Annotated in this window: 17 protein-coding genes and 6 pseudogenes; 17 read left to right on the top strand and 6 right to left on the bottom strand. The window is 58.0% G+C overall.

Annotated features, from left to right (window positions below):
• Positions 1-629 precede the first annotated feature (629 nt).
• A complete protein-coding gene (locus P3T21_RS36470) occupies positions 630-1,283 on the top strand; it encodes a response regulator transcription factor (protein WP_429260722.1) in 654 nt (217 codons plus the stop codon).
• 19 nt (positions 1,284-1,302) lie between these two features.
• Here the strand turns inward: P3T21_RS36470 and P3T21_RS36465 are convergent, their stop codons facing one another.
• Both P3T21_RS36465 and P3T21_RS36460 read right to left on the bottom strand, forming a co-directional pair.
• Positions 1,303-1,689 (bottom strand): response regulator transcription factor, encoded by a 387-nt coding sequence (locus P3T21_RS36465; RefSeq protein WP_429260721.1) that lies wholly within the window; start codon positions 1,687-1,689, stop codon positions 1,303-1,305.
• Positions 1,690-1,812: 123 nt separating this feature from the next.
• Positions 1,813-3,651, bottom strand: coding sequence for an ATP-binding protein (locus tag P3T21_RS36460; protein WP_429260720.1), 1,839 nt, complete (start codon positions 3,649-3,651; stop codon positions 1,813-1,815).
• A 596-nt stretch (positions 3,652-4,247) separates the two neighbouring features.
• On the opposite strand from P3T21_RS36460, the gene P3T21_RS36455 reads away from it, so the two are divergent.
• The 4 genes and pseudogenes from P3T21_RS36455 to P3T21_RS36440 all read left to right on the top strand — a co-directional run.
• Positions 4,248-4,796 carry a DUF3331 domain-containing protein gene (locus P3T21_RS36455; protein ID WP_429260719.1) on the top strand — a complete coding sequence of 183 codons (549 nt, stop codon included), beginning with the start codon at positions 4,248-4,250 and terminating at the stop codon, positions 4,794-4,796.
• 106 nt (positions 4,797-4,902) lie between these two features.
• On the top strand, positions 4,903-5,112 hold the full coding sequence (locus P3T21_RS36450; protein ID WP_429260718.1) for a hypothetical protein: 210 nt from the start codon (positions 4,903-4,905) through the stop codon (positions 5,110-5,112).
• Positions 5,113-5,189: 77 nt separating this feature from the next.
• A pseudogene (locus tag P3T21_RS36445) lies at positions 5,190-5,318 on the top strand (RNA chaperone Hfq); the annotation flags it as partial.
• 60 nt (positions 5,319-5,378) lie between these two features.
• Positions 5,379-5,627, top strand: a pseudogene (locus P3T21_RS36440) (response regulator transcription factor); the annotation flags it as partial.
• A 110-nt stretch (positions 5,628-5,737) separates the two neighbouring features.
• On the opposite strand, the gene P3T21_RS36435 reads toward P3T21_RS36440, so the two are convergent.
• Positions 5,738-6,058 carry a response regulator gene (locus tag P3T21_RS36435; RefSeq protein ID WP_429260717.1) on the bottom strand — a complete coding sequence of 107 codons (321 nt, stop codon included), beginning with the start codon at positions 6,056-6,058 and terminating at the stop codon, positions 5,738-5,740.
• A 662-nt stretch (positions 6,059-6,720) separates the two neighbouring features.
• On the opposite strand from P3T21_RS36435, the gene P3T21_RS36430 reads away from it, so the two are divergent.
• From P3T21_RS36430 to P3T21_RS36415, 4 genes and pseudogenes are all read left to right on the top strand, one after another.
• Positions 6,721-7,683, top strand: coding sequence for a LysR family transcriptional regulator (locus tag P3T21_RS36430; protein WP_429260716.1), 963 nt, complete (start codon positions 6,721-6,723; stop codon positions 7,681-7,683).
• 320 nt (positions 7,684-8,003) lie between these two features.
• Positions 8,004-8,228 (top strand): annotated as a pseudogene (locus P3T21_RS36425) (SDR family NAD(P)-dependent oxidoreductase); the annotation flags it as partial.
• 137 nt (positions 8,229-8,365) lie between these two features.
• Positions 8,366-8,905, top strand: a complete 540-nt coding sequence (locus P3T21_RS36420; protein ID WP_429260715.1) for a carboxymuconolactone decarboxylase family protein — start codon at positions 8,366-8,368, stop codon at positions 8,903-8,905.
• Positions 8,906-9,049: 144 nt separating this feature from the next.
• Complete coding sequence (locus P3T21_RS36415; RefSeq protein ID WP_429260714.1) at positions 9,050-10,294, top strand: YbfB/YjiJ family MFS transporter; 1,245 nt, start codon at positions 9,050-9,052, stop codon at positions 10,292-10,294.
• A gap of 210 nt (positions 10,295-10,504) precedes the next feature.
• Here the strand turns inward: P3T21_RS36415 and P3T21_RS36410 are convergent, their stop codons facing one another.
• Positions 10,505-11,239, bottom strand: a complete 735-nt coding sequence (locus P3T21_RS36410; RefSeq protein ID WP_429260713.1) for an IS6 family transposase — start codon at positions 11,237-11,239, stop codon at positions 10,505-10,507.
• Positions 11,240-11,481: 242 nt separating this feature from the next.
• Between P3T21_RS36410 and P3T21_RS36405 the strand changes: the two genes are divergently transcribed.
• A complete protein-coding gene (locus P3T21_RS36405; protein ID WP_429260712.1) occupies positions 11,482-12,186 on the top strand; it encodes a TetR/AcrR family transcriptional regulator in 705 nt (234 codons plus the stop codon).
• A 329-nt stretch (positions 12,187-12,515) separates the two neighbouring features.
• Here the strand turns inward: P3T21_RS36405 and P3T21_RS36400 are convergent, their stop codons facing one another.
• Positions 12,516-12,944: a hypothetical protein gene (locus P3T21_RS36400; protein ID WP_429260711.1), complete on the bottom strand. Its 429-nt coding sequence runs from the start codon at positions 12,942-12,944 to the stop codon at positions 12,516-12,518.
• Between P3T21_RS36400 and P3T21_RS36395 the strand changes: the two genes are divergently transcribed.
• The 5 genes from P3T21_RS36395 (at position 12,928) to P3T21_RS36375 (ending at position 17,136) form a co-directional block, all read left to right on the top strand.
• Positions 12,928-13,200, top strand: a complete 273-nt coding sequence (locus tag P3T21_RS36395; protein WP_429260710.1) for a hypothetical protein — start codon at positions 12,928-12,930, stop codon at positions 13,198-13,200. The genes P3T21_RS36400 and P3T21_RS36395 overlap by 17 nt on opposite strands.
• 151 nt (positions 13,201-13,351) lie before the next feature.
• Entirely contained in the window at positions 13,352-13,837 is a 486-nt protein-coding gene (locus tag P3T21_RS36390; protein WP_429260709.1) for a VOC family protein, read from the top strand.
• A 2-nt stretch (positions 13,838-13,839) separates the two neighbouring features.
• The gene (locus P3T21_RS36385) at positions 13,840-15,063 is read left to right on the top strand and encodes an FAD binding domain-containing protein (RefSeq protein WP_429260708.1); all 1,224 of its coding nucleotides are present in this window, start codon (positions 13,840-13,842) and stop codon (positions 15,061-15,063) included.
• Between the two features lie 79 nt (positions 15,064-15,142).
• Positions 15,143-15,505 carry a DUF485 domain-containing protein gene (locus P3T21_RS36380; RefSeq protein WP_429260707.1) on the top strand — a complete coding sequence of 121 codons (363 nt, stop codon included), beginning with the start codon at positions 15,143-15,145 and terminating at the stop codon, positions 15,503-15,505.
• A complete protein-coding gene (locus P3T21_RS36375) occupies positions 15,502-17,136 on the top strand; it encodes a cation acetate symporter (RefSeq protein ID WP_429260706.1) in 1,635 nt (544 codons plus the stop codon). Before P3T21_RS36380 ends, P3T21_RS36375 begins: the two co-directional genes overlap by 4 nt.
• Positions 17,137-17,797: 661 nt before the next feature.
• Here the strand turns inward: P3T21_RS36375 and P3T21_RS36370 are convergent.
• Positions 17,798-18,196: pseudogene (locus P3T21_RS36370) on the bottom strand (transposase); the annotation flags it as partial.
• Positions 18,197-18,284: 88 nt separating this feature from the next.
• Here P3T21_RS36370 and P3T21_RS36365 point away from each other — a divergent pair.
• Both P3T21_RS36365 and P3T21_RS36360 read left to right on the top strand, forming a co-directional pair.
• Positions 18,285-18,530 (top strand): annotated as a pseudogene (locus P3T21_RS36365) (IS110 family transposase); the annotation flags it as partial.
• 73 nt (positions 18,531-18,603) lie between these two features.
• Positions 18,604-19,440 (top strand): annotated as a pseudogene (locus tag P3T21_RS36360) (reverse transcriptase domain-containing protein); the annotation flags it as partial.

Genomic DNA, 19,440 nt, shown 5'->3' with positions numbered 1-19,440 from the left:
TCGAGGGACGGCTCGGTGTCGACGGTCGCGAATGTGCCTTGCTGCCGGTGACTGTGGACGAAGCCACGTCAGCGGCAACGAAGCGGCCGCATGTTCGCCTGCGGCACCGGCGCCCGGCACGATCCGGATCCAGTTGCCACGAGGCGAGGTACACGTTGAAGGAAGCGTCGATCCCGACACGCTGCGCGTGGTGATCCAGTGCCTGAGCCGATGATCGGTCCACTGGCAAACCGGGTAATCGTACGAATCGTGCGAAATCTGGCGGTAGGCACTTGCAGAGCCGCTTGCAGCAAGGCCCGGCGGCTCCACGGCTTTCGCGCAACCGGCGGATGCGCAAGTCATTGATCAATAACGATTTTTAGGATCCAACCGCCATAAATTGCACGAAAGGTACGAATACCCCAGATCCCAAAGCGTTTCAACGACACTTTCCGCCAAAACCTTTCAACATGAAAGATTTTGGCGGGGACTGCGCAGTGCACCGCACAAGTCGCGGACAATTACTTGGGGCGGCGCATGATTGTTCGCGTTCCGTCCGGGCGCGTAGAATAAGCTATTGCCGGCCGCGATGAGAACGCCGTTCGGCTTCACAGGGTGACCAGATGGCTGCTGGACCGACCTACCCAATCATGACCAGCGATGCAGGAAGCGACGGCCCGGTTGTCTATGTCGTCGATGATGACAAGGCAATCCGGCTCGCTCTCAGCACGCTCATGCGCTCGGTTGGCCTGCGCATCGAAACGTTTGAGTCCCCTGAAGAATTTCTCCAGTTTCCCGCTTCGAGCGGGCCCAGTTGCCTGATTCTTGATGTCCGGCTCCGCGGAAAAAGCGGAATGGCTTTTCACCAGGAAATCGTCAACAGCGGCATGCGCATTCCCGTCGTTTTCATGACTGCTCATGGAGACATAGAGATGGGCGTGAAAGCGATGAAATCCGGCGCGCAGGACTTCTTTGCCAAGCCGTTCAAGGACCAGGACATGCTCGACGCAGTAGAGCACGCTCTGGCGCGCGATAGTGAGCGGCTTGCTGCAGACGCGGCCATGGCTGACCTGCGGGCGTCGTATCAGTCCCTCTCTCCGCGAGAAAAAGAGGTGATGGCCTTCGTGCTGTCCGGGCTGTTGAACAAGCAGATTGCCTCCGAAATGAACCTGAGCGAAATTACGGTGAAGGTCCACCGCGGACAGGTGATGAAAAAGATGAACGCGCGTTCCATGCCGGACCTTGTCCGCAAGGCCGAATCCCTTGGCATCAAGCCGCAACTATCCAGTTCTGTACGGCGATAGCCTCGCGCGGACATTCCCCCTACGGATTGCCGAGTGCAACCGAGAGCCAGTAAGTCATCACCGTCGCCTGATAGGGCTTCTGAAGCAGCACCAGCGCGCCGTTACTGACCGCCTTTGAGTGCAGCGACGGCGTTGGGTACGCGCTTATGAAGATTGTCGCCGGGGCATGGCCTTGCGCAAGCAGGCGCTCGTGCATCTCCACGCCCGACATGCCGGGCATGCGGACGTCGGAGATGAGGCAGGATGTGTCGGCGACCTCCCCAGACACGAGAAATTCTTCGGCTGACTCGAACATGCGCGCCCGCCAGCCCAGTGACCGCACCAGGCTTCCTAACGCGAGACGAACGGCTTTATCGTCGTCAACAATCGAGACAACAGGTGTTGTTTGCAAAGTGGCAGCCCTCAACCTCTCTTCCTACGGGATAAAGAGCGGTCAACCCGCTCGCCCGTCTTTCTATCTAGAGGTTACCGTACAACCGCTTTGGCCGCGATGATACGAATGTATAACTGATGCGAACGCTGGCGCGCGCTACGCGAGCGCTGCAGACACTGGCGCTGGCGGCAAACTGAAACTGAATGATGAGCCACCTTCGGGGTTGTTGGATGCCCAGATTTGACCGCCATGCGCCTCGATAATCGAACTGCATATAGCCAGCCCCATCCCCATACCGGCGCTGCGCGTCGTAAAGAAGGCCTCAAACAGACGCGGCAGGTTCTCCTTGCTGATGCCGGGCCCTGAGTCCCGCACGGCTATCACCACGTTTTCTTCGTTGTCGAGTCCGGACCCGACCACAAGTTCACGCTCGCCGTCGACGCTGGCCATCGCCTGCACACCATTGATGATGATGTTGATGAGCACCTGCTGAAGTTGTACACGGTCGCCAAGCACCGCGGGAAGTCCGGGCGCGAGATTCAGCACAAGCGAACCACCTTGGTTCTGGACCTCCCCTCGAATCAGCACTATCACTTCGTCAATCAGTTCGTTGACCTCAACCAATGCCCGGTCAGGTGGCGCTCCCTTCATCAATTTCCTCACACGCTGCACGATTTCAGCCGCCCTGTTCCCCTCATCCGTTATCTGGGTCAAGCACCCCTCAACCTCTTCCACGTTGACCGGCTGGCGGCGCAGCCAGCGCAGACCGGCCTCGCCATTCGTGATGATGGCGGCAAGCGGCTGGCCGACCTCATGCGCGATCGACGCGCTTAGTTCGCCGAGGGCGGTGACGCGACTGGCGCGCGCGAGGTCGTGTTGCGCCTGCCGCAGCTGTTCCTCTGTCTGCTTTGCCTCCGTCACGTCCATCACGGCTCCGATCAACTGCCTGTTATCCGGCTGACCGGTTGTTCGGTGCGCCACGACGTGCAGGTGCTTGACCCTCTTATCCGGAAACAGCAGGCGATGCTCGACGTCGAAATCACTCCTCGAACTCACGACCTGCGCGAGTAGTTGCTCAAACACCGGCATGTCGTCTGGGTGCACACGCTGCCGGACCATGTCAATCGTGGGCGTCATTGCCACGTCGTACTCGAAGATGTTGAAGGCCTGCTCAGACCAGAATACCTCGCCGGTCGAGACATTCCACCCGAAGCTACCGGTACGACTCAGCTTCTGCGCTTCAGCAAGATACTGCGCCTGACTCTTTCGCAGCAACTCCTCGGCACGCTTGCGCAGCGTGATGTTGTTGTTTGTCTCGAGGGTGGCGAGCGGCGCACCCCGCTCGTCACGTTGCATGGTCCAGCGACTGGCCACGATGACCTCAGAGCCGTCGCGCTTGGTGTGAACCAGTTCGCCCTCCCAGTGCCCGTCGCGAATATACAGTTGTTGAATTTCCTCGCGAGGCAGCGGAAACCGGGTCCGGAGAAGCTCATCGGCGACCTTCCCAATCGTCTCTTCCTGTTTCCAGCCATAAAGCGTTTCCGCGGCGTGATTCCAGTACGTGATGACTTCGTGCTGGTCGCGGACAAACACGGTGTCGTGGGTCAGGTCCAGGAGCCGCGCCTGGGCACGCTGCACTTTCTCAAGCCGGTCAATCCGTCTGACAAGCGTTGTGACAGCGATTGACGCGATGAGAAAGGCACTAAGGGGGAAAAAGTCCTGGGTATAGGCTATCCGAAAGCTATAGAGGGGGGGCGTGAAAAAAAAGTCCAGCAGCGCGACGCCCACAACCGAGAAAATCGCGGATGAAATGAAGCTGTCCCTCAAGGACAACAGGACAATGACAATGAAGAGACAGAAGCCAGTGGTGCTCAGTCGCAGATGCAGTCGGAGACAGACTGCAACAACGGCTCCGAGCGCGATGCAGCCCCCAATCCACAAAGGCACCAGATATTTAAGGCCGCCGTTATCATATGAAGAACCAGCTGCCCGCACAGAACGCCTCCCTTAGCGCAATTGTACTCACCATTTGCCTCCGGTCTGGCGCATAAGCTCGCGGCGTCTCATCCCGACACAGCGCTCGTCCATCGAGGCTTCTGTTGTTCCTCTCCAGATAGTAGCCGACGGAGATTGTTTCGCGCAGCTCGAAGCCACTCGTGAAGCCTCCTCACCGCGCTTATACGCCCGTATAAGCGGGCTACGCTAAAGCGGCATCGACATATCCAACCGTAGAGTAGATTCGCCCTTCGGCTAAACCTAATCTTCTCTCATCGAGACACCGCTCACCGTTAGGATAGCGCAAGACTCGCGGTTCGGTCCGACGACAACGTTGCCTTTTCGGATGCCCGCCCGACCGGTTCCCTCTATAGCGTCTCCAAGGAATCATCGTGTCACATGTTCTGCATAGCTGGATATATATCGGAAGCAACGCATACGACGAGTACACGTTCGTGCCGTGGCTTGGCAGGAACATCTATCGCCGTACTGTCGACCTCTCCACAATATGCATCCAGTAGCTGAAACTCAAGGGTTATTCAACCTCGCCCATTTGTTCGATTACTGCTTCGCTCTTCGCTAAAGAGAGGAACACGATGTTGAACGCTGAACCCAATACAACTTCGGACATCCTGTCAGAGAATGATTCTCATCATGCGTCCATTGCCCCCACGCTGCCGTCAACCCATTGCCCGTCATCGCATCGGCCGGGCCGACTCGCCTCAGCGCCCAAAGGTCGAGACCCGTGGGCGACGACGCTCGCAGCCATCGATCAATTTTCTTCCCCCCCGGACCCGATGCCGAATCCTCCGGGCCTGTCCGGGCGCCCCAGCTTCGGTGGCGAGCCGTTCCGTCCGCGCAATACGGACGGCGGTGACGTGCGCACCTTTACTGTGACGGTCGTGGAGAAGCTGTCCAATTCGCTCTTCGCGCTGTGCTGGCACGACCCGACGCTTTGCAACTACCAGGAGCAGGTGTGGTCGTCGTGTCTCGCCCGCGAGTCGGGGCGTTGCGCCCTATCCGGCAAACATATCAGCCGGGGCGACCCGGTCTACCGACCCCGAACCCGCGGACGAGTCATGCCACTTAACGGCGACGCAATGATTCTGGCCAGCGAACTGGTCGAGGCCCGCATAAGCGCCTGAGGCGCGCTGGGGCTGGCGTATGTTGACTCGAACTCACTAGTGAAGCATCGCCTGGGTGCTGGCCGACTCAGGGTGCGCTCCACCGTCTGGCCACAGGAGGTTCAACATGAAACTTGAGGCCGCCACGTTTGTGCGACTGCGCCGTCTCGCTCCGGTTCTCGATGACGTACTCAACGCAGGAGAGGTCGAGCACGCAGACCAGGCCGTCGACCTGGTTTCACTTGCTCAGCTATGCTCACAGTTGTTCGACGCGTACGACTACCAACACCCGGGCGAGATTGCGGAAGCGCGTCTCGACGCCCTAGCGTCGCAGTAACGCACTTCCTTCGGACTGGCTTGCAGCTTCAGATATCGCCGGTACAATCGAAGGACCTTTCGCTTTGACCTCAGAACATGGCCGCACGCCCATGCGTGCAAGACAACTTTCTACACACGCTCGTAAAGGACAAGACCGCCGTACACGTGTTCCTCGTGAACGGCATCAGACTGAGTGGTCAACTGGGCGGCTTTGACCAGTTCGCAGTTCTGTTGGAGTCTGGTCCAGGCGCGCAACTTGTTTTCAAACATGCGATTTCGACAGCGCGCCTCGCGGCCGAGCAATCGATCGCCGCGCTTCGTAACGCCTACAACTCGTTGACGCCGCGGGAACAACAGATCATGAGTTTTGTCGTGGCCGGCCTGATGAACAAGCAGATCACCTCCGAGATGAATCTGAGCAAGATCACCGTGAAGATTCATCGCGGACAGGCGATGAAAAAAATGTCCGCGCGCTCCGTAGCGGAGCTCGTTCGAAAGGCTGAGGCGCTCAGAATCAGGCCGCAGTCGATGTAATCATCCTCATACCCCATACCGCCTGGCTCGTGCCAGCCGCAGTCGCGGGGCATCGCGCAGCGTCGCTCGCGAACGGCATATTTGCGCGCTTGCCGCCCGGCAATCTCTTTCTACGGTTTACCGAGCCCGATTGACAACCACTGCGTCATCACGGCGGCACGGTACGGCTTTTCCAGTAGCAGCAATGCACCGTTGCTTGCCACTCTGGCCTGTAGCGATGGCGTGGGATACGCGCTGACGAAAATCGCGGGCGGGGCGTAGCCTTGCGCAAGCAGGTGTTCATACATATCTATGCCTGACGCGCCCGGCATGCAAATGTCGGAAATAAGACAAGCGGTGTCGGCCACCTTCCCGGACGTCAGAAATTCTTCGGCCGACTGCCCACAAGAGCTATTTGTATGCCCCCGATGCGATAGATGATAGATACGCACACCTGCATAACCATCTTCTTTTATAGAAAAATCGTGTTATCGCTTCGATGTGAGTGCGCACGGGTTCGTGCCGCAAAGACTATACACATGTATACGCGGGGACACCCTATTGTTATCGGCCGGACGCCTTTATAAGGTGTGCCACCGATCAAACTCTGGAGGCAAGTCTCCCCACAGGCCGGACCGGTTAGACTCTTTTCTGATTCCCTTCGGTCAGCATCGTTCGAATTGACCTGTCTCGCTCGCGCAGACTGCACACGACTGGCTTACGGTGACGGCTCCCACGCCCCCCTTCCCGAACGCATCGAACTATCCAGACGTATAAGCGCGCTATGCCCACGGACGACTGCCGCGACCGTTCGTAGAATGGTTTTCTTTGGGTCGTCAGTCTATCTTGATTCCATGTGGGATTTTTTTTGAGAGGCAGACATGTTAAACGTTCTGCATAACTGGATTTATATCGGTAGCAACGCGTACAACGAGTACACGTTCGTCCCCTGGCTAAACAAGAATGTGTATCGACGGACTATCGACCTTAGCCAAATCTGTATCCAGTGAGCGCCACGACGAGCACGAAAGAAGGTAGCACGATGATCCCAGTTTGGATCCTGCGCCTTTGGAGTCACGCCATGCCATTTGCCTCTTGAAAAGGAGAAGGGATAGTGGACCAGATGACAGTGTTGGGAGCCTTTGTAAGAGTCGTTGAGACTGGCTCCTTCTCGACTGCTGCCAAATCGCTCGGTGTCGGACAACCAACCGTATCAAAAGCGATTGCCACACTCGAGGCGCGTCTCGCCGTTCGGCTTCTGCTGCGCTCGACACGCGGACTTACTCCGACCGATTCAGGATCGGCATTCTACGAACGCGCGAAACGTATCATGCTGGAAGTCGAGCAAGCCGAGTACGTTGCCCGTAGAGCGAGTACGGAGCTCTTCGGGCGGATACGCGTAAGCGCAGACGTGACGTTCGCAAGAATCCATATCATGCCGTTGATCGGCCAGTTTCTCGATAAACATCCGTGCATATCCCTTGATATCGTACTTGACGATCGCAACGTCGATCTGATTGAGGAAGGCGTTGACGTCGCATTACGCATTGGAACGCTCGATATTTCCAACTTGACGGCACGCAAAATTGGCGAGGCTCGGCAAATTATTTTAGGCACACCTTCCTACTTCAAAAGTTTCGGCACGCCAACGACGCCCACTGATCTTGCTTCACATCAATTTATCACTTATAGCCGACGCAGCGGCGGCCGCGTGTGGACGTTCCAGCGAAATGACACAGAGTTGTCGCTTTCGCTTTCAGGACGCCTTTCTGTGAATGCAACCGAAGGTATCCGGGAAGCGGTACTGTCTGGAGCCGGGATTGCGATATCACCAGAATGGATGTTCTCGCCGGAGCTGAAGAGCGGCCTTGTCAAGACAGTTCTCACGGACTGGCGACTACCGCCCAGCGAACTGTTTGCAGTCATCCCGGCAGGTCGTATGGTGAGCGCCAAAACGCGTGCCTTTATCAAATTCGTCGAAGAATCGCTTGGGTTTGGCCGACTGAAGGAAGCTTCACAACGACAATACTACGACCGTTCGATGGCATCCTCGTCTGAGGCCGCGATCCACCCATGAACCAGCCGGATGGCCTTCCGTGTCCATGTTGCGGGTGCGCCCCGACGCGCAGAAGGGCGTCCCCTCGCATTGAGGGGTTGGGCCAAGCTGAGCGCGAATTTCTATCATAAGCCTCATAGTTATAGCGCCATTGGTTTTCATGAAAAAGGTGCGCAGTTTCCGACCCGCACGAAGATTCTCATGGCCTGCAGCTTGTCCAATTTGCGCTCCACATATTCCTGATGGGACTGAGTGATATGAGCATACCCCCCCTATCAACCATTTGGACTCAGTCAAGGTTCGGTCATTGCAAACGCGTTTCAAAGCCAAGGAGCAGTGCCATGAACCAGCCCGTCGTTCTCATCACAGGCGCACTGACCGGAATCGGCCGCGCCACCGCTATTGCCTTCGCCCGCGAAGGCAACCGCCTCGTCGTCAGCGGCCGTCGCGAAGAGGCAGGCCAGACTCTCGCCGCCGAACTGCGCGCGCTCGGTGCCGAGGCTGAATTCGTGCGCGCTGACGTGCGTGTCGAAGCGGAAGTCCGCAGCGTCGTCGAACAGACCATCGTGTTCCTCGCCAGCGACAAGGCGCCGCGCTACCTCACCGGGCAATCCATCGCCGTCGACGGCGGTTACACGGCGCAATGACACGCCGCGCTGTTTCATCGCTTCAGTTTTTTACTTTTTCACCCAGGAGAGCCAGCATGACCACCATCAACGTCCCGACCCGCGACGAAGTGTCCCCGGCCAACCAGGCCATCTTCGACAAGCTCAAGAGCAGCCTCGGCACCGTGCCTAATCTCTACGCGACGCTCGCCCATTCCGAGAATGCGCTCGCCAGCTACCTCGCCTTCCAGAACGCGAAGAGCACCATCACCGGCAAGGCCCGCGAAGTCGTCAACCTGGTCGTGAGCCAGGTGAACGGCTGCGAATACTGCTTGGCTGCGCACACGATCATCGGCAAGATGAGCGGTTTCACGGACGAGCAGATCCTCGAGATTCGCAGTGGCGAGGCGAGCTTCGACGCGAAGCTCGACGCACTGGCCCGGCTCGTCAAAAACATCGCGGTCAACCGAGGCCACGCGGACCAGGCGTTGGTCGAGGCCTTCTTCGCCGCAGGCTGGACCAAGGCCAATCTGGTCGACGCGATTGTCGTCATCGGCGACAAGACTGTGACCAACTATCTGCATGCAACGACACGCGTGCCGGTGGACTTCCCGGCTGCGCCCCAGCTGGCTGCCTGATCGTAGCCGCCGGGTGGGACGTGCACGTCACGCGATGCGCGTGCTGTCCGCCTCACCCAGCCAAAGATAAAGGCGGACGGTCTCCGCCTTTTCTGTACCTTCAATCCGCTGCGTCAGCTGCAGCCCCCTGCGGGAGCTTTTACCATGTCGAGTAACCCAGTCCTCCACGCGCCGCTCGCGGCGAGCCGCTCCCAGATGTGGCGGCACATCTTCGCCGGTTTATGCGCGAGCCTCGTCAGCATTGGGCTGGCACGATTTGCATACACCCCGCTGCTCCCATCGCTGATTCAGGCGCACTGGTTTGCCGCATCCGACGTCGTCTATCTGGGCGCGGCAAACCTCGCTGGCTATCTCGTCGGCGCGCTGCTCGGCCGCCCCATCGCCAGCCGCATTTCGAATACGCACACGCTGCGCTTGATGATGGTCCTCGTGACGCTCGCGTTCGTCGCCTGTGCGTTCCCGGTTTCGGTGGCCTGGTTCTTCGCTTGGCGCCTGGTCTCCGGCGTCGCCGGCGGCGCGATCATGGTGCTGGTCGCGGCGACCGTCCTGCCGCACGTGCCCGCCAATAGCAAGGGAATCGCCGGCGGCGCCGTGTTTCTTGGCCTCGGCCTCGGGATTGCAGGCTCGGGAACGATCGTCCCGCTGCTGCTCGAACTCGGGTTGCGCGAAACCTGGATTGGTCTTGCAGTGTTGTCTGCGGTGCTGACGGCCGCGAGCTGGTTCGGCTGGCCCGCGTCCGGGAGCGCGGACCACAAGGCAACGGAGCACATGGCCGCGGTTGAAATGGACCGAGGCGCGAGCGCGACCGTCAAGATCCTCTATGCCGAGTACGCGCTGATGGCCATCGGTCTCGTTCCGGCGATGGTCTTTCTCGTGGACTTCATCGCGCGTGGACTGGGAGCGGGTGCGCATCTCGGATCGCTGTTCTGGATTCTGTATGGCTTGGGCGCCATATTCGGGCCCCTGGTCTACGGATTCTTCGCCGACCGCCTCGGTTCCCGCACTGCGCTTCGAGCGTTGCTGCTGGTGCAGGCGATTGCGGTCGCTATTCTTGCGGCGTCGAGCAACCACGTCCTGATCGGTCTTGTGACCATCGTCATCGGCACCTTCCCGCCCGGGATCGTTCCGCTCGTGCTTGCACGCGTTCGCGAGACGATTCCCGGCAACGCGACCCAGCAGAACGTCGTCTGGAGCCGCGCGACCACGGTCTTCGCCGCCTTCCAGGCCTTGGCCGGCTACGCCTATTCGGCGATTTTCAACAGCAGCGGCGGCAATCACCGCGTGTTGTTCGTCATCGGTGCCGTGGCAATCGTCGTGGGACTGGTGGTGGACGTTGTCGCCTCTTCGTCTTCGCGCGCGTCGAGTCAGGCGGGCGGTGTGGCGCGATGAGCGAACGGATTGGAGGCGCACGCAGCGAAGAGTGAGCGATTGAGTAACGTAGTGCGTTTCATGGTGAGTTCCTTGATTACTTGAAAAACGTCGCGCAATGACGCGCGACAGCGATGCATGGTCCGCGCGCCAAGGCACGCTTCGACGCACCTCTTTGGCGTTGTCAACTTGCCGAGAGTGAGACGAAACGCCGGCAGGTGTGACTTTCGTTCAGAAGCCAGTCGACGGATTTTGGGCCTGTTCGGTGAATTCGCACCAGGCAACGAACCTTGCTGCAAGCTGTTTGCGATACAGTGACGCGCGCAGCAGATGCCGCTTGAGCGCGAAGTGTTGCCGTATCGGTCCGAAACAGGAGAGAAATTGTTGTGTGCGTTTCGGGTCGCGAAAGCCGCGCATGCGGCGCTCGCGTTCCCGGGTCGGTTGGTGGCTGTTCTCCGCCCGGTTGTTCAGCCGGGCGGCCGCTTTGACGAACACGTGCTTCACGCTGACCAGCTCCGGAATGTCAGCCTTTGCTGCCGGATAGCTGCGCAGCTGGTCGGTGACGATCTTGCGCGGTACTAGGTTTGAGCGCAGCACACGCCTGAAGAAGCGTTTGGCGGCTGCCTTGTCGCGCCGCTTTTGCAGCAGGATATCGAGTTCGGTGCCGTGCTCGTCAACAGCACGCCAGAGCAGGTACGGTTCCCCACGCAAAGTCACAAACATCTCATCGAGATGCCACGTGCTACCCGGTTTGCGCCGCGCGGCCTTCACCCGGCGAGCCAAGCCCGCACCGAATTTGTCGCACCAGCACCGGATCGTCTCATAAGTCACGATCACGCCGCGCTCGAAAAGCAACTCTTCGATGTCGCGCAAGCTCAACTGAAAGCGAAAATACCAGCGCACTGCGCAACTGATGACGCTGGCTGGGAAACGGTGACCGTGATAGAGCGATTTCGTTTTCTTCATCGCGCCATCTTACGCCACCGATAAATCAACCTGACAGCGCCCATATAACAGCTTCCTTTCCTTGCAGAATTTTGTTCCCGGTCTCTAAACGCGAAGGAAGTACCACGTAATACCAAAGGCCAACCCTCCCCCGTCGCACGCGGATCATGGAGAATAGGGGCCGCTAGTCAGGCGCGGGCAATCTTTGTATGATGCACGCTAATATATTGTGCGACTGAGTGAGCATGCCAAGGAAAAATGAGATGGCGGACGATTTGGCGCTTCCCGAGGCGCGCGAGTCGGGAACCCGGAGGCTTGCCCCGGAAGTTCGCGAACGCATGATTGTGCAAAAGGCAATTGATCACTTTGCGACGCACGGTTTTTCTGGGAGCACGCGCGAACTCGCTCGCCAACTCGGCGTAACGCAGCCTCTGCTTTATCGGTATTTCCCGAACAAGGAGGCTCTCATTGATCGAGTATATGACGAAGTCTATCGTTGGGATGGAAGCTGGGAGAAGCTGATCAAGGACCGGTCTATCCCGATTCAGGACCGCATGGTCCGGTTCTACCAGTCGTATTCACGTGTCATTCTCCGGCGCGAATGGATCCGCATCTTTATTTTCGCCGGGTTGACCCGCGAGGGCATTAATTCGAAGTACCTTGCCCGTCTGAAAGAACGTGTGTTCATTCCTGTAATGGCGGAAGTCCGTGAGGCCAATGGCTTGCCGGCTCCCGCCAATGCAAGCGAGCGGTCGCGGGAACTCGAGCTGATCTGGAGCCTGCATGCCAGTATTTTCTACATCGGCGTTCGAAAGTGGATCTACGGATTGCCTGTCACGGACGATCTCGATACGCACATCGAACATCAAATTGACGCGTTCCTCAACGGCGTGCCGGCAGCGCTTAAAGGTATTATCAGGTCCTCCGGGAAGGTAAAAGGGGCATCCAAAGCCCGCGCTATTTCATAGACTTTCGCTCGCCGCCTTACTTCGAGTCTCCATTACGCGGCTCGCCTAGACGTTTTCTCGGTTCGTCCGATCGGCCACACGCGAGGTACTTCTACCCCGTGTTCAGCTGACTGAGATCCACTGTTCTCCCCACCGAAGTCGTCATACCTTGTTGATCGCCTATTAAAAAACGCGGAAACGGGGTCAACCTGTCTGGCCAGCAGCCCCGCCTGGGTCGTCCAACGTGAGGCGCCGGAAGATTCGCAAGTACGGCATCGGCGGCGGACGGTCAGATTGCAAACGGTGCACACAGGGAAGCCTTCGACGGTACGCCGATGGTCAACGGTGGCTTAACGCTTGAACAGGGCGAAACGCCAGTTGCCGATAGGACAGCCCAACTGGTTGCGTATGCGCATGGATTTATCGCGAATCCTGACCTTGTTGAGCGCGTCGAACACAATCAAGCACTCACTACCGCAAGTGCGTTTGGTTGATATGGAGGTGATGCTGCCGGCTGCAGCGACTATCCGACTTACGCCTGCGAGAAGACGGCTCCCGTCGGCCTCGCGCTGGGCGAATTCTGAAGACTCGACCTGAACTATCTCAGCCATGTGGTGGGCACAGGCAATCGTTTCTTTTTCAGGTAGCCAAAATGACCGCAAGACCTCCAACTTTACGCAGTGCTTAACGTCGACGTGATGAAAAAAGTTCTCGCCGACGATGCCGTTGCGTACATCGGCGACGCGCGGACTCGGCGCAAACATGAACGTATTCACCATCGAGAAGTTCATCGATGAGCGGGCTTTGGCGGCCCAAGTAGACCCGGTTCAGTACCGGATCAATCATCTCGATGATGCAAGGACCATCGAAGTGATCAAGCTTGCCGCAATCTTGAAGAAGGGAGCAGAGCTGGCGGCATTCCTCGGGTTGGGAAATGCCGCATTGGGGGAGATAGACGGGCATCCGGATAAATTGTGCGCCGACCAACGCGCTGAATTCGCCTCTCTTTATGCCGCGGATAGCCGGTCCGCGTAGCATAGAGCGCGCCATTACCACTCAGATTTGCAACAATCCCTGCGGTTTCATAGGGGAAAGCCCCAAGCTGATTCGTCTTGGCCACACCGGCGGGTTGACCTACAATTTATCGAACGATTAGTAATCGATCGATAAATTACCGGAGGCCTTCATGCCTATCTCGAAACTCGCGCATTACTCCATTCGCACGAACGATTTGCAGAAGAGCTGTGAGTTCTATGAACGCATTCTTGGATTCAAACAGGGATACCGTCCGCCGTTCGATTTCCCTGGTGCGTGGCTGTACAGGGGCGGAGACGAAAGTGACTTCGGAACCGTTCATATAATTGGCATTGATCCTGACAATCCAGCAGGTCTCCTGGCCTACCTCGGCGACAAGGAAGTTCCCTCTACTGGAACTGGCACGGTTGACCACATTGCCTTTCTCGCAACAGGCGTCGCAGACATGTGGGAGACGCTGGGGGCGGAAGGAATCGAATGGCGTGACCGGACCGTACCGAGTCTCGGATTGCATCAGGTGTTCATGGAGGATCCGTCAGGCGTCACCATTGAACTGAACTACCCTGCTTCTGAAATAGCACATCTGAAAGTTCCGCACGCGACTGCAGCTGAAAAAGCATCAAAAGTTGGGGACTAAAGATGACTACTCATTGCTTACGTCCGAAGGCCATCGTTGTTGGTGGCTCCCTGGGCGGCCTTTTTGCAGCAAATCTGCTTAGCCGCAGCGGCTGGCAGGTTGATGTATTTGAGCGTGTCCCAGAGGAGCTCGCCGGCCGCGGCGCCGGCATCGTCACTCACCCGGAGCTTTTCGAAGCTCTCACGGCGGCGGGTGTCGAAATCGACGACTCCATCGGTGTCCAAGTGAAGTCTCGAATAACATTTGCGCAGGATGGCAGCGTGATATCTGAACGCGACCTGCCGCAAACCCTGACCGCGTGGGGGAAGATGTACCACGTGCTTCGCTCAGCCTTTCCTGACGCACACTATCATTCGGGCGGTACGGTCGTATCGGTAGAGAACGAAGCCGAGCATGCATCCGTCACGCTCAGTGATGGGACTGTGCATCGAGCCGAACTCGTCATCGCCGCTGACGGTTTCAAATCGTCGCTTCGCGACCGGGTCCTGCCAGATGTCCGCCTCCAATACGCCGGATATGTCGCATGGCGGGGCCTCGTTGACGAGAACGCGCTCACTCAGGACACCCGCGATGCACTCTTTGAGAAGTTTGCGTTCTGCCTTCCTCCTCATGAGCAGATCCTCGGCTATCCAGTCGCAGGACAAGGCAACAGTACGAACCCGGGCGAACGTCGTTACAACTTCGTCTGGTACAGAGCCGCCAGTGAGGACGTCGCTCTCCCCAACCTGTTGACGGACACTACAGGCAAGCGCTGGGCAGGAGGTATTCCGCCGACGCTAATCAGGCCTGACGTACTTGAAGATATGGAAGGGGCAGCTGTTTCGCTTCTGGCGCCACAGTTCGCCGAAGTCGTCACGAAAGCAACCCAGCCGCTGTTCCAACCAATCTTCGACCTCGAAGTTCCACAAATGGTGTTTGGACGAGTTGCGTTGCTTGGTGACGCTGCTTTTGTCGCAAGGCCGCACTGCGGCATGGGCGTTACCAAGGCTGCAGGAGACGCAATGGCTCTGGTCGAGTCGTTGAACAGAAACACGACCATCGCCGATGCCTTGAACGAATATAGCGATGCCCGAACTCAGTTCGGAAACGCAATCGTCCAGCACGCGCGTCATCTTGGAGTCTACATGCAGGCCCAGTTGAAAACTGGGGTCGACCGGGAGATGGCAGACCGCTTCAGAACCCCTGAAGCGGTCATGAGAGAGACTGCCGTCGCGCCACATTTCTGAACGCAATCACCACACAGGCCGACTGATATTAGTCGGTTTGCTGCCTACTCAAAATAGCAGCATACATAAAGGAGACACCGTGGAACATATCGCCCCGGCGTACAGCAGGGATGCATCAGAAGCGAGCACATCCCGCGTGGTAGTCGTCAATCCGATTCTTGACGACCCGCGATTTCAGACTCTTGTCCGTCAGCGTCGCGCGTTCTCATGGGCGCTAACAGCGCTCATGTTGATCGTCTATTTCGCCTTCATTCTGACACTCGCCTTCTCACCGGACTTGCTCGGACGACCGATCAAGGAGGGCTTGCCGGCCACATGGGGCATCCCGATTGGCTTTGGGATGTTTGCCGTCACGTTTTTTCTGGTCGCCGTGTATGTTTTCCGTGCAAACACGGCGTACGACTCGGCCATCATTGAAATTAAGCATGGGGGACGGAAATGAAACAGCTCAGCATATTCGCAACTTTGATGCTCAATGTGCTTCCGGCTCTCGCCGCCACGCCCGCGAGCCTGAAACAAGCCCACAATCCGATTGCTATCGGTATGTTCTTTGTATTCGTGGCCTCGACTCTCGTCATCACGAGATGGGCAGCGAGGAAAAATGACAGTGTTTCTGACCACTACGCTGCCGGCGGAAAGATTACCGGTTTCCAAAATGGCTGGGCGATTGCGGGCGACTACATGTCTGCTGCATCGCTACTTGGCATCTCTGCGCTCGTATTCACCAGCGGCTATGACGGTCTCATCTACTCGATCGGCTTTCTCGCCAGTTGGCCGATTATTCTCTTCCTGATTGCAGAGCCTCTACGTAACTTGGGCCGTTACACGCTGGCAGATGTCGTATCTTATCGACTGAGACAGCGTCCGATACGCGCCTTCGCAGCGTCCAGTTCCATTGTGATTGTGCTGCTTTACCTCGTGTCCCAGATGGTCGGTGCCGGGAAGTTGGTCGAACTGCTGTTCGGTTTCAACTACATCGCTGCGGTAATGATCGTGGGCGTGTTGATGGTCATCTATGTGTTTTTTGGCGGCATGCTCGCGACCACGTGGATCCAGATTATCAAAGCCGTTCTGTTGCTTGCCGGTGCAGCGTTCATGGCCGTAATAGTCCTCAGCCGCTTTGGCTTCAGTCTGAACGCCCTTTTCTCACAGGCTATTCTTGCTCATCCAAAGCACGGAGCTATCATGAGCCCCGGTGGATTGGTCTCCGACCCAATTTCCGCAGTATCGCTGGGTCTCGCCTTGATTTTTGGCACCGCTGGTCTTCCGCACATTCTCATGCGTTTTTTCACGGTTGGTGACGTAAAAGCAGCGCGCAAAAGCATCCTGTACGCGACCGGAATCGTCGGCATCGGCTATGCACTAATCATCATCATCGGCTTCGGCACGATCGCTCTCGTTGCGACTGACCCTCAGTATCACAATGCGTCGGGTGCGATCACCGGGGGCGTCAACATGGTAGCTATCCATCTGGCGCATGCAGTGGGCGGGAATGTCTTCCTCGGTTTCATTTGCGCAGTTGCATTCTCTACGATTCTTGCTGTGGTCGCTGGACTGACATTGGCTGGGTCGTCGGCGGTGTCGCACGATCTCTATGCGAACGTCATCCGGAAGGGAACAGCGGCCGACAAAGAAGAGATGCGCGTTTCGCGCATGACGACACTGGTCTTGGGTATTCTCGCCATCCTTCTTGGTATCGCGTTCGAGAAGCAGAACATCGCATTTATCGTCAGCCTGACGTTTTCCATCGCTGCAAGTTCCAATTTTCCGGTCCTCCTGCTTTCGATTTACTGGAGGGGGCTGACAACTCGCGGAGCGGTTTTGGGCGGTTCCCTCGGTCTGGTTGCTGCGGTAATTCTCACAATCCTCAGCCCCACCGTGTGGGTGCAAGTTCTGGGGCACGCGCACGCAGTCTATCCGTACGAATACCCGGCACTCTTTTCAATGTTGGTTGCCTTTGCAGGAATTTATGTGTTTTCTGTCACGGATAAGTCGGCGCATGGTGCCTACGAACGCACGTTATTCAATAACCAGCTTGTCGACTGCGAGCTGGGTATGGTCAAGAATAAATAACTCGGATCGGTAGCCCTAGCATCGGATACTGCTAGATGGATTGCGCCTGCTGCGTTTCACCGACGCTAAGTCGGATTCTCGGACCCATCCGTCAGCTACCGCATCCGGTCAGCAAAGTCTGCCTAGCGTTGGCGACGCGAGCAAGAGAGGAAAAAGAGCGTGCGTATGGGGATTAGGGTGATTCCGCAATCATCACCCTGCCCGGGTACTACCGACGATTTGAGGGTCCATGTCAACGCCTCTATTGGGTGTCTGCTCTGGGCGGTGCTGCGGTCACGTCGATAATCCTCGCGACTGCCTCTTCCTGTTTAGGTTTGTAGGATGCCTGCCCTCGACCACGGGCATGGGCGCGCGCCACAGGCACATGCGGGCAGGCGTCGTATAAACCTCAAGGGAGGAAACCGCGGAGTGTCCCGGAGCGGCCGGAACCTTTGACGCGATGGAGATTGGAGAGGTCGCGCGCGACGTTGGGATGAAGTAGAGGTCAGGCGAAGTGGGTTGATGTCGACGGAATGCACGTTGGCGAAGCTGTGCGGTTCACATTTCTGACGCCAGGCAGAGGGCGAAACCGCGCGGTCCGTGTCAAGAACGCAAGCGTCCGCTATCGGGTCCGGTTGCCGGAGAACCGACGGTCGCGTTGAACGTCTCGGAACATGTGTACTCATGGTGCGGCTCGCTGTGCGGGTGGCGCGCGGATCGGTGCGCTGCGCTGGAGGACGTCGATGATGATCATCGACGCACCGCAGTGTCGGGACACGAAGGTCGGCGGCATGGTGTCCGGCGACGCGTCATCGGTGACGTTAATGACTGTCGGAGCGTGCAGCAGCGCGCGTATTCTCGTCAGATTCTCCCGCCGTACCTGATTGGCGAGCAGGCCGTAGTGGCGGATGCGGTGGAAGCCGCCGGGCAGCACGTGCAGCAGGAAGCGCCGCATGAACTCATCGGCACCCAGGGTCATGGTCTTGTAGCGGGTGCGCCCCGTCGCGCGGTAGTCCTTCCAGCGGAAGGTCACGCCCCGTTCATCGAGCGCGATCAGCCGCTGGCTGGAGATCGCCACGCGAATTGGTAAGGACCTCCCCGGTCACCGGACTGGCACCGTCGGTGCCATGATGGCTGGTGCTACGCAACCTTCCGGGAAGGGGGAAGTCATGGACAAGATTACTCGTGTTGGCGTCGATCTGGCGAAGAACGTCATGCAGGTTCATGCGGTCGACGACGCCGGACGTGTCGTGGTACGCAAGGCGATTGCGCGCAACCGGCTTCTGAGCTGGTTTGCCAATCTCAAGCCCTGCCTGGTCGCAATGGAAGCCTGCAGCGCGGCGCACTACTGGGCCCGCAAACTGCGCGCGCTCGGACACGACGTGCGCCTGATTCCACCGCAGTTTGTCGCACCCTAGACGAGATGCAGATGCGCCGGGAAGCTGCGTGCAGCGGAAATTCGCGTCAGCTTCAATCTGGACGGACGCTATGTTGGCTGCTCTACAAAACGGAGTTAAAGGAGGTAAGTGGCATAGTCTGATTGACAAGGTGTTTCGACTGGACACGCTCGCGCTGGGATGGGCTCAGGTCGAGAAGAACGCCGGGGCGGCTGGAGTGGACCGCATGAGCGTGAAGCGATTCGCGCAAACGCGGGACCGATACCTCACTGAACTGGCGCATGCATTGCAGGATGGTAGCTATCGCCCGCAGCCGGTGCGGCGCGTCTACATACCGAAAGGTAAAGGACGTCGCCCGCTCGGTATACCCGCTGTAAAAGACCGCGTCGTTCAAGCGGCCCTGAAGCTGGTGATCGAGCCGATCTTTGAGCACGAGTTCGAGCCGCGAAGCTACGGCTTCCGCCCGGGGCTGGGCTGCAAGGATGCGCTGCGCGAAGTGGACCGGCATGTGAAAGCGGGCTACTGCTGGGTGGTCGATGCCGACCTGCAAAGCTATTTTGACTCGATTCCGCATCTACCCCTTCTCGCAAAAGTGGCCGGGAGAATCGCGGACGGCCGGGTCTTGGAACTGATCCAGTACTTTCTCAAGCAAGACATCATGGAAGACATGACGCGTTGGACGCCGACTTCCGGCAGTCCTTAAGGGGCGGTTGTCAGCCCCTTGTTGGCAAACCTCTACCTGCACGAACTTGACGTGGAAATGCGTCAGGCAGGGCTGGTCATGGTGCGCTACGCGGATGATGCCGTGGTGTTATGCCGCACACGTGAGGAGGGTAAGCGTCTCACTGCGGCCGTTCTCCGAGCAGCGGTGAATGGAGGTAATTTGGTTCCCACCAAATATTTTGGTGGGAACCAAAGTGGCCGAGAT

This window comes from Paraburkholderia sp. GAS334 (assembly GCF_050436625.1).
In the GTDB taxonomy this organism is placed as follows: Bacteria; Pseudomonadota; Gammaproteobacteria; order Burkholderiales; family Burkholderiaceae; genus Paraburkholderia.
The sequence above is the reverse complement of the archived record's forward strand: the minus strand, read 5'-3'. Positions and strand labels throughout refer to the sequence as shown.